The organism is Paenibacillus terrae, assembly GCF_000943545.1.
In the GTDB taxonomy this organism is placed as follows: Bacteria; Bacillota; Bacilli; order Paenibacillales; family Paenibacillaceae; genus Paenibacillus; species Paenibacillus terrae_A.
This window is the reverse complement of record NZ_JTHP01000102.1, coordinates 1-13,329: the sequence shown is the minus strand read 5'-3', so window position 1 is coordinate 13,329 and position 13,329 is coordinate 1. Positions and strand designations below refer to the sequence as shown.

11 protein-coding genes and 1 pseudogene are annotated in these 13,329 nt (G+C 38.6%); all 12 read left to right on the top strand.

What is annotated here, in order from left to right; genetic code table 11:
* Positions 1-501: 501 nt before the first annotated feature.
* The gene (locus QD47_RS27170; protein ID WP_044649053.1) at positions 502-855 is read left to right on the top strand and encodes a hypothetical protein; all 354 of its coding nucleotides are present in this window, start codon (positions 502-504) and stop codon (positions 853-855) included.
* Between the two features lie 702 nt (positions 856-1,557).
* Positions 1,558-2,271: a hypothetical protein gene (locus QD47_RS27165; RefSeq protein WP_044649052.1), complete on the top strand. Its 714-nt coding sequence runs from the start codon at positions 1,558-1,560 to the stop codon at positions 2,269-2,271.
* A 105-nt stretch (positions 2,272-2,376) separates the two neighbouring features.
* A complete protein-coding gene (locus QD47_RS27160) occupies positions 2,377-3,000 on the top strand; it encodes a hypothetical protein (protein WP_044649051.1) in 624 nt (207 codons plus the stop codon).
* A gap of 176 nt (positions 3,001-3,176) precedes the next feature.
* Positions 3,177-3,692: a hypothetical protein gene (locus tag QD47_RS27155; RefSeq protein WP_044649050.1), complete on the top strand. Its 516-nt coding sequence runs from the start codon at positions 3,177-3,179 to the stop codon at positions 3,690-3,692.
* Between the two features lie 55 nt (positions 3,693-3,747).
* On the top strand, positions 3,748-5,172 hold the full coding sequence (locus QD47_RS27150) for a DNA cytosine methyltransferase (protein WP_044649049.1): 1,425 nt from the start codon (positions 3,748-3,750) through the stop codon (positions 5,170-5,172).
* A gap of 521 nt (positions 5,173-5,693) precedes the next feature.
* A complete protein-coding gene (locus QD47_RS27145; protein WP_044649048.1) occupies positions 5,694-6,140 on the top strand; it encodes a hypothetical protein in 447 nt (148 codons plus the stop codon).
* A gap of 146 nt (positions 6,141-6,286) precedes the next feature.
* Positions 6,287-7,232 (top strand): annotated as a pseudogene (locus QD47_RS27140) (IS30 family transposase).
* A 411-nt stretch (positions 7,233-7,643) separates the two neighbouring features.
* On the top strand, positions 7,644-8,093 hold the full coding sequence (locus tag QD47_RS27135; RefSeq protein ID WP_044649047.1) for a hypothetical protein: 450 nt from the start codon (positions 7,644-7,646) through the stop codon (positions 8,091-8,093).
* A 404-nt stretch (positions 8,094-8,497) separates the two neighbouring features.
* A complete protein-coding gene (locus QD47_RS27130; RefSeq protein ID WP_044649046.1) occupies positions 8,498-8,794 on the top strand; it encodes a DUF3653 domain-containing protein in 297 nt (98 codons plus the stop codon).
* 400 nt (positions 8,795-9,194) lie between these two features.
* Positions 9,195-9,755, top strand: coding sequence for a hypothetical protein (locus QD47_RS27125; RefSeq protein WP_044649045.1), 561 nt, complete (start codon positions 9,195-9,197; stop codon positions 9,753-9,755).
* A gap of 6 nt (positions 9,756-9,761) precedes the next feature.
* Positions 9,762-10,583 carry a hypothetical protein gene (locus QD47_RS27120; protein WP_044649044.1) on the top strand — a complete coding sequence of 274 codons (822 nt, stop codon included), beginning with the start codon at positions 9,762-9,764 and terminating at the stop codon, positions 10,581-10,583.
* A 72-nt stretch (positions 10,584-10,655) separates the two neighbouring features.
* A complete protein-coding gene (locus tag QD47_RS27115; protein WP_235332378.1) occupies positions 10,656-11,945 on the top strand; it encodes a DNA cytosine methyltransferase in 1,290 nt (429 codons plus the stop codon).
* The last annotated feature ends 1,384 nt before the right edge of the window (positions 11,946-13,329 follow it).

Here is a 13,329-nt window from a genome sequence, read left to right as displayed (position 1 = left end):
TAGCTTAGAAGGAGTTAGTGTTACTTCATCAAATTAGATTCATGTGATTAATGATTGTAGTAAAATCAAGTATTAAGTACAAACATAAGAAGTCGGAGAATATCCGGCTTTTTTATTTAATCTTGAACTAAGATTGGATGATTTTGAAGATATATCTGGAAACATATGCGATAAACGTGAAAAGTTGTGATTATAACTTTTAATTTCTGAATAAACATGATACTATAGTCGTACATACAAGGTAAAATTTGGATTGTGTTTGCTAACGGTAATCCTTCAAAAGTCCTAATTATCCCTTATACGTGTTCCCAACTAATGAATGAATACTATCAAGAGAAAACATTTTTGTTAGTAGTTCTTTTTACATTGTCTAAAACTTGAGAAAGGGACAGAATGGGTAAAAGTACCTAGCGTTTTATCGAGATTACATTTCACATCAAATTCAAACTCTATGTTATAATACACGTGCGGACTGAACGACGCCGGGGAGGATAAAACAGAGTGATAAGGAAATACAGTAAAATACAATGGGCCTCGTTAATGGGGGAAGAACAAAATAAATTTTTATTTCATTATCAGTTTTCTCTACATAAAAAAATGGATTATTCGTTGCTACTTGATGAGTTTATGAAACGCCTTCAGGCGATTAAATTCCAAGATGGTCGGAAAATAGTAACCATTGAAATGGAAGTAGAGAACATTGTCCGCAAGGGAGAAGAAGTTATATTTGATTTTAACATTGACACTTTTTTTGAAGGAGAGTGTTCAGAGGATTGGGTTCTTGAGACAATGGAAGCCGCTTTAAGGAAATCTATTGTGCCTTTCAATTGGATGAAGATAAATATAGCAAGGTGAATTTTCACTGAGGTTCTCATTATGGTTTTCAAGCGCAAATCCTTTCTCCGTAAAACATCACTTGGTTCCTATAGAAAGGAATCATTTTTAAGTACTTTTCAGTTTTTTGATTTTTTAGTATCCTCAAAAACAATTATAATTTACCCCATAGAGCCTAAAGCATAGTCATTTTGAAGAAAAAGTTGAATCAATATTCTAAGTAGATAGGGAATGAATAGTAAAAAAAGGATAGAGAATCTTATAGATCCTCTATCCTTTTTTTCTTTCCCGTGTTATAATGGTCTCATTAAATTTTATTTCTGTTATTAGTCTCTGACCTGGGTCATAAGAGATATTTTACGTTTCCTGCAAACACCTGTTTTTCAAGGTGACCAAATTCTACATAAGTAGGCATTCTATCATTAGAATGAATTGGTCTCTTTGAAAAGTGGGTGTTTTTTGTTTTGCTCACTTCACAACCCAATTTCAAGGAGGTATATCAATGTTTAAAACTCAAAGAGAACTAGCTATCGCTATTTCTAAAATGCAACGCAGAATTGCTGCTAAAAACAAACCTGTGATTATCACAGGTTATGTAATGAAATAATACTACACCTAAGAGAGATGCACTCTTAGGTGAGCATTCAAAAAAGAGCCAGTGTCTTTCTAAAGATGCTCGCTCTTTTTTTGATTTAGATAAAAATAGGAAATGGGGAAAAATCAATGAAAAAAAATATCGTAGTTCATGTATCGAATGGCATCGCAAGTGTTATTAACCTACCCAAAGATACTGTAGTTCAAATTTTGGATTTTGACAATTTCGGATTTACACCAAACCTAGGAACTACAGATAATATTCTTTGCAGACATTGTAATGAAACCTCAACCATTCGCGAGTGGAACGTAGCTACAATCCATGTATTCGGTTTAAACTCGTATCGTCTTCACGAAGCACTGAACGATCCCAATTCCGAGGATGTAGAGTTTACATGTCCTCGATGTTTTGAGGTTTCGATGACATCACAATTGGAGAAAATTAGCCCAAGGATTGATAAGGAAGAGACCCTCAAGAGTGTCGAAATCATAGTCCAGAAAACTAGAACTAAAAATAAGCGTGTTCTCGTTAGGATCAACAATGAAATTTTTTATCCGGGTAATCCAGAAGGCAGTTTCAATTTTAATATGTCAGGTGTACATTTGGTCTCAATGCCTGCACTAAAAAGACCTCGTTTTTTTTCACTTCCCTTAATTGATGATGCAGAAGGGGATCTAAAAAGAATAGCTGTAATCGTTGATGAGGATTTTGATGTATCCCTACAGATTAATAATGTAAGTTATGGATTAAATGCTGGTGGGGGATTAATAGGGTTTAATCACTCCTATAAAAAACAGGGAGTTCATATAAAAGTTCATAATGAACTCGCTCGGAGCAAATAAAATCCATGGAATTATTGTTGCCAGAATGAATGAAAGTATAGCAAGAGTTGAGGTAGCAGATATATGAACAGCTCAGCCTCTACTCTGTAATGATAAGGAGGAAATATGCCTATTTATAAAAAATTCCAAAATGATGAGGCAATATTAACAATAGAATATGATGTTGACCCAAGGTCTCCACGTGAAGATGATAATCTTGGTTCAATGATTTGCTGGCATGGTCGTTATAATCTAGGTGACAAACATAAATTTGAAGATGGCAATGTATTTTTTTTAAAATTGCTAAAAGACGTGGACCGTAGCGAGAAAACATTAGATCGAATGAAGTCTCGTGACGAACTATTCGAATTTTTAGAAACGCATTATGTAATCCTTCCAGTGTATTTATATGACCATGGGAGCCTGACTATCCAAACAACTGCCTTTTCTTGTCCATGGGACAGTGGCCAGGTAGGGTGGATATTTGTAAGTCATAAAAAAGTCAGAAAAGTTTATGGGGTGAAAAGAGTTAATAAGGCACTCCGTTTGAAGGTTTTGAATTCCCTTAAGTCCGAAGTTGAAACTTACAATCATTTTTTGAATGGTGATGTGTATGGTTTCGTACTTAAGAATTTAGATGGGCAAAAGATAGAAAGCTGTTGGGGACTCTATGGGAGTGATTTCTATTCCAACGGATTAGCAGAACATATTCCGACGGAATATATAAATATGATAGAGGGAATTGCATAAGCATTTATTTAACGAGATAAAGGCTTTAGCTTTTCACTTTAAGTGACTCATATATAGTTATTAATAATTAGCTTTAAAACCATACCATAAGACCACTTCGTTTTGATTGAAGTGGTCTTTATGTAATCTATCGGTATCTGATAGAAATTAAGACTTAATGAAGGAGTGCATACAGTATGGCAGATAATTTTTATTGTTCAATTGAAATTGTTAAAGGTTTTTACCCAAATCATATATGGGAGTTTTTGAACACTCTCGGGGATTTTAAAGAGTCTGAAAACACATATTTCTATTCTAAAGATGCGCCTAATGGTCAACTTGATGAATTGGAAGAGTTTTTAATTCGCCAGGGTATTCCTTTTGATCGTAACTCGAAAGGATTTTGCGAAATAGAGCCTGAACTCCGTGTGTATAGACCAGGCTTAATTGATCAAGTGATTATAAAAAATAATGACGGTTATTCGTATGTCCCAACCGATTCTTTACGAGAAGTCCTTTCAATGAAGACTTCATTGTCAGAGATCGTAGATAGAATTTCTACATTAGTAGAAGAAGTAGAACCAAGCTATCCCGAGCTTATCAGTTATCGAATAATGTGGGGTAAAAGTGACAGTAAAGAACTATTTGAGCCTAATGCAACTATTGAAGACAGAAATATTCATGTGGTGGCAGTTCTTAATGATGTGCTTTGATATAACGTAATTTAATTCATGTAAATTAAATAAAAAATTCAAGGGAGAAGGATTTATGATTATTCATCAGTTTATAGGGAAAACAACTTATAATGGAGAACGTCTTTACATTGAAAAAGATCTATTAAGTGCCATTGGCTTTGTACCTGGTAGTAGGTATGTTACAAATGCCACTCCAGAAAATAATATTATTGAATTTGAAATCGATGCAAAAGGACCCAATAAGGTTTCAAAAAAAATAAAGAACAAAAATCCTATACCGGTTATAGACAAGTCTGGGCAAAATATCAGATCAGCGCTCAAAGATTGTGGTCAAATCAAGGTGACCTTTATACAAGATAGGGTCATTATTGAAGGTATTAAGCCAACTACGGATGTCTTATCATCTAATATTCATGAAGTTCCGACAGAACCTTTAACAACAATCTCTTTTTGTGCTGGATCAGGGATCAGCTCTCAATGTTTAACAGAGAGTGGATTCAAAGAGATAGCAGCTGTTGAATGGAATCCTAAAGAAGGGAAAGAACACAAATTTTCAGATATTTATATGAAAAATCATTCGGATTCCATCATGTTCAATCTGCCTATGCAAATGCTTGAGGCAGAGCACCTTCCGAATGTCGATGTATGGGTTGCAACTCTTGACTGTGCAGATTTTTCAAAAGCCTCAGCCGGCACAAAGAAAGATTACCACACAATGCACCTATATATGCATCTGATGCGTTTATTCTGGGACAAGAAAAAGTCAGACAGACCCAAAGCTATCCTACTCGAAAATGTCCCCGAATTTGAAAAAATTGCTGGGATTAGCTTAGAACTTTGCTTGAAAGATGAAGGGTTTAGTGTGACACGAGCAAAGCTGAATAGTCTTGACTACGGTAGCCGGACCAAGCGAGAAAGGTTTTTTATGGTCGCATCTGTGTTTGAAGGGTTTAGTTTCCCCGTTCCATATGGACAACCCATGAGTTCCATCCAGGATGATGGAGTTCTAAAACTTGAAGATTTGGACTGGATAACCACAGAAGATAGCGGAACCCTTAAATACTTTATAAATCGAGAAAAAAAAGGAATGACGCATAATCACCATATGACAACCTTTGATATTACAAAGGATTCTTACATTGGGACTATTACTAAATCTCATCATAAAATTCAACCTGAAAACTGGATTAGTCATCCTACTAATAAAAATTTATATGCGTACCTCAACGGGGAGCAGATCCGAAAACTTCATGGTATTTCGAAGGAGCTCTATTTAGGTGATAGCAATAAGCTGGTTGTCGAAAGTATTGGTCAATCTGTATGTGTCCAGACCTTTAAGGCGATTACTGATAAACTCTACCATTTTCTTATGGATAACTTACGACGTGCAGTAAGTGAGGTAAAGAGTGTTATCACGGAAGAGGGAAGAATATCAAAATTTCAGAACTGTTCTGATGAGTTTGCATTTGACGACTCAGGACAACTGATAATGTTTTGATAACGTAATTCAAAGAATAGCAGACTAGGAGAGATTTCCGGGGTACTTATTAATATCATAAACGGGATTTTAATATGAATCAAACGAGTAAAGGAATGATGTGGAATGGGAAATTATACAATAAGCCAGGAGACGAACGAACACAATTCAAACGTATGGTCATGCTGCAACGGCTGTGAGATCGAGTTTGTATTGGTCTGTGGTGGACCAGGAGAAGGTCTACATTCAAATAACAATTATTTTTTTATGAGATTGAATGGAGAATACACCAATCTTGATCAGCATGGTATTCCTGGAGTTCCTGATAACTGGAAGTCACATGCTGATGAAGGATGCTGTGATGAACCCGTTTGTCCTGATTGTTTAGAATACTGTGTTTCGAAGTCTTAATTTGTAGTATTACCAAGAAGAGGAGCCTTTTTGTAGTATAAAGGCTCCTTCTTATATATGCTATCGTTTATTACTCGATTTTTGAAGTGTGTTTTATAATAAGCAAGACACCACTTGAGGGGGAAATCTGATTGCAAAAAAGCTATTTGGACTTAAGAGTCCGTATTCCCATGAATGAGTCCAATGAATATCCATTAGACGTAAAAATGAATATACTAATCTCTGATATGTCGCAGCACCTCGGACAGTATAATGGAACGATTGAGGATCATTCCATACTTACAAAGGAAATAGTTTATACGACATCACGTGGTGAAGATTTCACGGAAGAAGAGGTTCTTTCTCCGATAATCTCTTGGATGAGTATAACTGAACCATTTAGTCTGTTTACTGGACAGCTGTATGAATTAGCTCAAGTGGAACTTTACAGTGTAGTCATAAGCAATCTTGGAGGTATTCATCCGGACCAGAAATTAAAGCAATTTGGCCTTGATGAGATAAAGATGGTAATCGATCGTATGAATATTCGTATTAATCATTCATGCGTATGCCAGCGACTGGTTTCTAGTTTCAATTAAACTTTAGGTTATGAAATGAAAGATACACAATGACGGATTGTAATATGAAGTGCGACACCTGCTGGAAATAAATAAAAAAGGGCCCATGGCCGGATTCGTGTAGAATGAAAGTTCCTACACCCACATTCACACAAGGAGAATCCACCATGAGCTACACACATCTTAGCATAATCGAACGAAGCAAGCTAGAAATCCTGCATCAGCAGGGGAAAAGTTCAAGAGCCATCGCTGAGGAGCTGGGGCGACATTTGCCGAGAAATCCGTCGGAATGCTGAGCTAGCGTCCTACGATGCACAGCGCTCCCAACATGCTTACGAGCAGCGCCGTAGAGCCTCTGTACCTCAAGGCAAATGGACAGAGGAACAAGCGGTAGAGCTCGAAGAGAAGTTGCATGCGACTTGGTCACCTGAGCAGATCGTGGAGCGTTTTAGAACAGAAGGCCAGCCCACCGTGTGCTGCAAAACCATCTATCGCTGGCTCTATGCAGGCCGCCTGGCCCAAGCGGACGTGAAGGTGCTACGGCACAAAGGAAAACGGCAGCAGCCCGCTGAAAAACGAGGGAAGTTTGCCGTGGGTAAGTCGATTTCCGAACGCCCCAAGGAGGTGCGTTCCCGGGACACCTTTGGACACTGGGAGCTAGATACGGTGGTGTCTGGTCGTGGGAAAAGCAAAGGCTGTGGCGACCTTCATTGAACGGAAAACCCGTCTGTACACCGCGGTTCAAATGCCTGATCGCACGGCATTGTCGATGGAGATTGCCTTTGGCGTAGCGGCTTCTCAGTACCCTGCTGGAGTCTTCCAAACAGCCACCGCTGACCCGTGGCAAAGAGTTTGCCTGTTATGCGAGTCTGGAGGCCACCCATGGGGTACAGGTCTATTTTGCCGATCCGTATTCCTCTTGGCAACGAGGCTCCAACGAAAACGCTAATGGCTTGCTGCGAGAATTCTTCCCCAAAGGGACGGATTTCGCTCAAGTTACGGATGAAGTCCTAGAGAAAGCACCTCTATCTCATCAACCATCGCGCCCGAAAATGTCTGGGGTGGAAAACCGCTCACGAATCTTTCACACAGGAACTGTCGCACTTGGCTTGACAATCCGTCCAATAGAAAGACTTAACTCCTCTAGATGTTTAAGAAGAAAGCTTTTCTCATGAATTGCTGGGGGGTATAAATGAAGGAATTACAACCAAATACCAAAGAACAGAAAAGCCACTTTTACATGCAAGTGGCTTTTCTGTTCGTATAAATCGTTTCTCTTGTTCCCGTATATAATTTATATATGGTACAATATAATAAGTTAAAAAGTAGGGAAATATAAGAATTATTTGCATGATTTATTAATTAAAAAATTCACTATTCTAAAGAATTTCGAACTTTGATTATGAAATTGCTCCAACATTTAGGATGTATATAAAAAATCGGCTGTAGGCTAAAGGGCAATAGTTAAAGGATTTATAATAGTTTACTTGGGTTTCAAGATATTATATCGGGAGGTTGTTAACTTTGTATCAAGAATACTCAATGAACCGAGAAAAATCTTTAGAACTTTTTCAAGAATGTAAGAAACTTATTATGATAAAAGAGTGCTATGCTAACATTTTTTATGTTGTGGTCCATAAAAAAAGAATGTTTACTAGTGGAGAATGGAAAATAGCTTATGGTTATGTACGCATTTTTTCAGATGGATTTTATATGGCAAGGCATTGTTTTATTGTTAATAGTCAAGGTGAGGCTATAGATCCAACATGGTTTGCAAGCGAAGAAGAGCACGAACGCAGTGAAGACAACTATAAATCATATATATCGTTTAAAATATTTGATTCTATTGAGGAGTACGTCAATTTGATTTTAGAAAACGACAATCTACCAGATCTTCTAAAACCATTATGGTCTTATGACTTGCAATTAGAAGAACAATGGGCAAAAAAAGAGGGAATGCTATTAATACGCTAGGTTATAAGAAAAACTAATAGCCGATTGTCAGGCACGTGCAGGGTCAGCAGTTCTTTAAATAACTGAAGAAATTTGACGATGCGGACTTGGTTCCATTTCCGTAATTTAATTCGAGTTTGGCAGTAACGAAAAATCAATGACGACGGTAGACATGAAAAAGTGGACTATATGTTTGGATCCTAGAAGAAAAAAATAAATTGACGATTCGTCTGGAAAATTATTACGAAGTCTAGTGAAGCTAAATAGACGGGTTCTAACTTATTAGAATTTATCACCTCATTGAAAGAAACAACTAACGGGTATCATATAACAATGCTGAAAGGGTGCCGTGGAAATCATGGCTAAAAATAAAAAAAGTACATCTTTACTCATCCTAACCCGATCACTGAAGGATGGTGATTCTTTTGGATGAGTGGGTTGGAAAAGGTATATGGTCAGGCTGGAGAATAACAACGAATCATTCCATCACAAGCGTTCAAGGCCAACCTGTTCTTATTTCACCAGCTGGCCAGAATTTTAGACCTGAGGACATTGGAAGAAGGTACTTTCAGGCTGATTTAGCTCGTGCTCTTAATAGAACTCCGGGAGCCATTACAGGTCGATTGAAACGCAAAACTTTGCCTCCATTTGATGGAAAGGACGAAAAAGGTCGTGGGTATTGGAATTTTGAAACTATATTACCGGTAATGATTAGAGGATGATTTATCCACTTTAAATGAAAGTTGTTTTTCATATGCTGCATAAGACTGTCAGAGAAAACCATTAAACGCTTGATACAATGCTCTTATATATTAGAGAGACAATATATTGAAGCTGGATGGAGTTTAGATGAATATGATTTGGAGTACTAAAAACTAATAGTGATTTATAGTGAGAAGATGCCTCGAATGATGAGACGTCTTCTTATGTTTTTTTTTGATATAAAATATGTTATTGTATTCTTATTAGTCATTAATTTCCCGCTCCTGCCATGCGGCCTACGGAGTTTTAAAAGAGCGTTTTTCCTGACGCCTAATCTCATGAGATTCAAGAGATTGGACGTAAAGGAAGAGCGCTTTTTTGCGTTCTACTATACCACAACCCATTCTAGGAGGAATTACGATGAATCAAAATCAAGGTGTTAAAAGCGTTACACTTAGCTTGGAAGTTACTGTTCAGGTAAATGGAGATGACATGGAACAATTGCTTGCAGCAGCCAAGCAAGAAGTCGCAGAGAAAATTCAAACCGATTTCCCAAGGCATTTCACATACTCCATTACTGATGGAGTTGTACTCTCCTGTGAGGAAGCAAAACCTGGAAAAATAGTGTTTGTTACGGACTTAAAGTTACATGGAGTCATTAATGGCATTAATAAATCAACCTATTCTGTGATTACTCCCCAAGGACGTTATAATTGCAAACTTGCAGTTCTTACGGATGGTGAGTTAGCGATAGAAGAATTGCTTTCGTTCGCTTCCAGAGATGAGGAGTTGAAACCAGAATGGTTTGATGGGGATGTCGGGTTTCTTAAATATAGAGATGAATATATTCCGGTCATACTAGGAAAAAAGAAAAGTGGAAAAACCCCTGCTTATATAATTAATGGGAATGGGAAGAGGTTCAACCTTAGTGATGCACACCTAAAACATTTAGTTGATACGGTTCCAGTTTCTCCAGAATAAATATCAATGTATAAATCCAAAAATGTAATATCAGCTAAAAGAAATGAGGTAATTGAAATTTCTATCGAAAATGAGATTGTCTTCTCTACTAAAGTTTATTGGGAAGATATAGAGGCGTCTTTACAAGAATACGCAGAACGTGATCTATCATGGTCACTATATTCCAGACTACCCCGTTTCCTAAAACAAAAAATTTGCGATGAGAATCAACATCACATCTCCAAGGGACTGGAATTTGGATTGATGCATGACTGGGGCGTTGTTCTTCGAACAGCCATATCTGATACTGACTTATTTAATGCTCTCACCGATGCTGCTGTGATTGGCTGTATCGATGGGGACATCGAGATTTTGGGAAAGATAGACGAAGTGGATATGCAGAATGCTCAATTGTTTATTTACCCTGATGATCCACATATTGATCCACAATTTTTTAGATATGATCAAGTGAAATTTCCATCTGATGTCCCATTAGTTGATCCAGAGGACTATTTAACCTTCGATGAGGCTTGGAGACAGTATGAATTGAAAAAACAGATCACATCCATTGTGACAGGAAGAATCTATCACATAGAGAATGATGAAGTGTTGATATCTCCTCAAGAAATTCGAGGGGATTGGAGAGTCACGGAGCCTCCGGTGAGCAAAGAGAAATACATCGATTTTCTAATGTCAGCAGATGACCATATAAATTCACTATTTACCGGAAAATCGCTGAATGAAGTGAGAGTTAGGGAGTCTGAGGGCACATTGGGAGATCTGGTCTCCTTAGTATACGATCAAAAATCGGATAAGGAGCTTTTTCATTTTCTGAATGAGTGGAAATAGATTAACAATAGAGAAGGTAAGGGACAATTCCTTTCCTTCTTTTTATCATCTAAAAGAGGAGAATGCTAAACAATGCTGTTGAAAACAAGAAAAGCAAAGATTTCTCATCGTGGTGTATATCTTCAGGATAAAATTTTACAGGAGACAGTATTCCAGCCCGGAACTCATTTCAAGTATCTGATTGATCAAAAAGCTAAGAAGATCATTATTTTAGGTTCTGAAATTGAAACGAATAATACCGTATCGCGTCGACAATTAAAAGAGGGTATAAAGCCAGTTATTGATATCCGGAATAAGGAAGCGTTATCTACTTTTCAGGGTTGCGATTATCTTCAAGTAGAGATCTTTGGAGAGCTTGTTGTTGTCCAAGGTTATGTTGATGCTAAGTCTACCCCACTCCAAAAAATGAAGCGTGCAGTAGATAAAGTGTGTGGGTTAAAGAGGAAAGTAACAGATATAACTGACATCCTCACGGTTAAGAAGAAAAATGAAATCCTACTGTCCCGAAAATCCTTTCGTAAAGCTTCAGGATTAATTGGGTATGAGCAACTTGAGCTTGATCTTTTTGGTGAAAATGAAAGTTTAACGAGCAGCTCTAATGCTTATTTGTCACCTAGCCTATCGAACTTAGAGATACCTTTACAAATTTCGAGTCTTTTCTCCGGTGGAGGCGTAATGGATCTGAGTTTTTTAGAAGCTGGTTTCGATGTTGTTTTTGCCCTTGAAATGGATGAGGACGCTGTTGCGACTTACCGTCATAATATTGGTTCACATATCGTTCAAGGTGATATTACTAAAATCGATAAAAGCAGGATCGTCAAAGCTCCAATAATGATTGGTGGAAGCCCTTGTCAAGGATTGAGCAACTCTAATCGCAATACAAATTTTTTAGATAATCCCAACAACCTCTTACTTAAGCATTACATTGATTCAATTAAGAACAACGAAAATTGCAAGGTTTTCGTACTAGAAAATGTTCCACGTATTTTGACAGCTGGAGAGGGACAGTTCAAAGAGGAGATTTATAGTGCTCTATCTGATTTTGAAATAACATCTGGCATCCTTTCGTCAGCAGATATGGGAAGCGCTCAAGCTCGTGAACGGGCAATATTTATAGGGAGTAAGATTGGTAAAATCGATCTGCCAGCTCCTCATTTAAAGCGAGAGGAATACAAGACCGTTCGTGAGGCATTTGAGGGTTTACATGATGGTATCCCAAACCAACTTGATGTGTCAAAACCCAAAAAGGAAACGCTTGAAAGAATGAGCGCTGTTCCTCCTGGAGGAAATGTTTTTAATATTCCTGAACACATTCGACCCAAAGGTCAACATTCGGACATGTATAAAAGACTGTGCGTCTAGTTCCGTGCTTAAGCATCAAAGGAAACTTTGATGCCTCAAAGAGGGTAAAGGTACGGGGGACCAATTCAGGTTCCAACTTCACACATGAGTGAGCAGGTGAAATACCTGTTGCGGTAAGAGGTTGATGTAGCACTCAGTTGCAGCTTACCAGACACTCCCGCCTAAGACTCCGGCATGCATCGTATATCCCAATACGGTGTGTGAAGCCCGGCGAAGTCACCTTAAACGGTATGAAATGGCCAAGTAGAGGTGGGGCGCTATAAAATCGATATGGTTAGAGAACGGTAATCCGTTGGAGCGAACCCTCGGAAGTAAGGCTCGTAATGTACGCGCAGATTATGATGACAGGAATGGTTGAAATTAAGCCTACGAGATCTGCGAACCTTAATAGGTTTCAGTCGCAGGGTTCCAATTAGTCTTTTGGAATCAGGCACTACCGATAGTAGAGTTCTTAGCTGGACAACCTCGCGGCGAAAGAATGGCTGATGGGTCATAAAGGGAACCTAAGTCGATATGAAATGCTAGTGTGTGAGGAACTAGAGAAGCTCGGAAGGTGAGCGTAACTGCTACGTTAAGAGGTGGGGATACACCGATGACCCTAGATGGTAGGAAATGACCATTAAATCCGAGTGGCATCTGCCTGTAGTAGTCTGAGCGCGGGAAAGCCGCGTACATGGCGAAGGGGCATAGTCAATTGAAACAGTACTGATTGTCGTCAACGAGCTGAGGAAGCCGTTGCGCGTTCCCGGCACAAAGCCGAAAGAATGGTAATCTCCCCGTAAGGAGGCGATGCCTATGGCTCGACAATTCAGCTGCCGTGTTCAGAAGAAGAATTGCGAAGTATCCAAGACAGGATTCACGACATTTCGAAGGCCGTGATTATTAGGGGCGAACAACCAAGGTTCAAAGGGCTTGTTGAAATAATGGCATCCGATGTCGTTATAAAAACAGCGATCCATAACCTCGAAGCCAATAGCGGCAGTGAAACCCCCGGATCTGATGGCGAAACCATGAGGAAACACTTCCTTCAAGTTCCTTATGAACATGTTGTGGAGCGGGTCCAAGACGCTTTTAGTAATTATCGTCCCCTCCCTGTGAGGCGAAAGATGATTCCCAAGGAAGGTAAAACTGAAATGCGGCCACTCGGTATACCCGCACTAGTTGATAGAGTGGTGCAGGGGTGTGTTCAGATTGTTATCGAACCCATTCTCGAAGCACAATTCTTCAAACACAGTTATCAATCTGGCCACAGTACACACAAGCACCTGTCATCAATATCTTCATAGTACAGACGATCTTTCCCACATGGGCAAGAAAATCCGGACTAAAATTCTGCAATACCTCGGAAAGTTGACTTCATCAGTTACTGAGTAAATTGATGGAG

Coding starts and splice junctions, on each gene's coding strand:
- QD47_RS27165 (WP_044649052.1), top strand. CDS start 1,558: ATGAAAAAAAATATCGTAGTTCATGTATCGAATGGCATCGCAAGTGTT.
- QD47_RS27160 (WP_044649051.1), top strand. CDS start 2,377: ATGCCTATTTATAAAAAATTCCAAAATGATGAGGCAATATTAACAATA.
- QD47_RS27155 (WP_044649050.1), top strand. CDS start 3,177: ATGGCAGATAATTTTTATTGTTCAATTGAAATTGTTAAAGGTTTTTAC.
- QD47_RS27150 (WP_044649049.1), top strand. CDS start 3,748: ATGATTATTCATCAGTTTATAGGGAAAACAACTTATAATGGAGAACGT.
- QD47_RS27125 (WP_044649045.1), top strand. CDS start 9,195: ATGAATCAAAATCAAGGTGTTAAAAGCGTTACACTTAGCTTGGAAGTT.
- QD47_RS27120 (WP_044649044.1), top strand. CDS start 9,762: ATGTATAAATCCAAAAATGTAATATCAGCTAAAAGAAATGAGGTAATT.
- QD47_RS27115 (WP_235332378.1), top strand. CDS start 10,656: ATGCTGTTGAAAACAAGAAAAGCAAAGATTTCTCATCGTGGTGTATAT.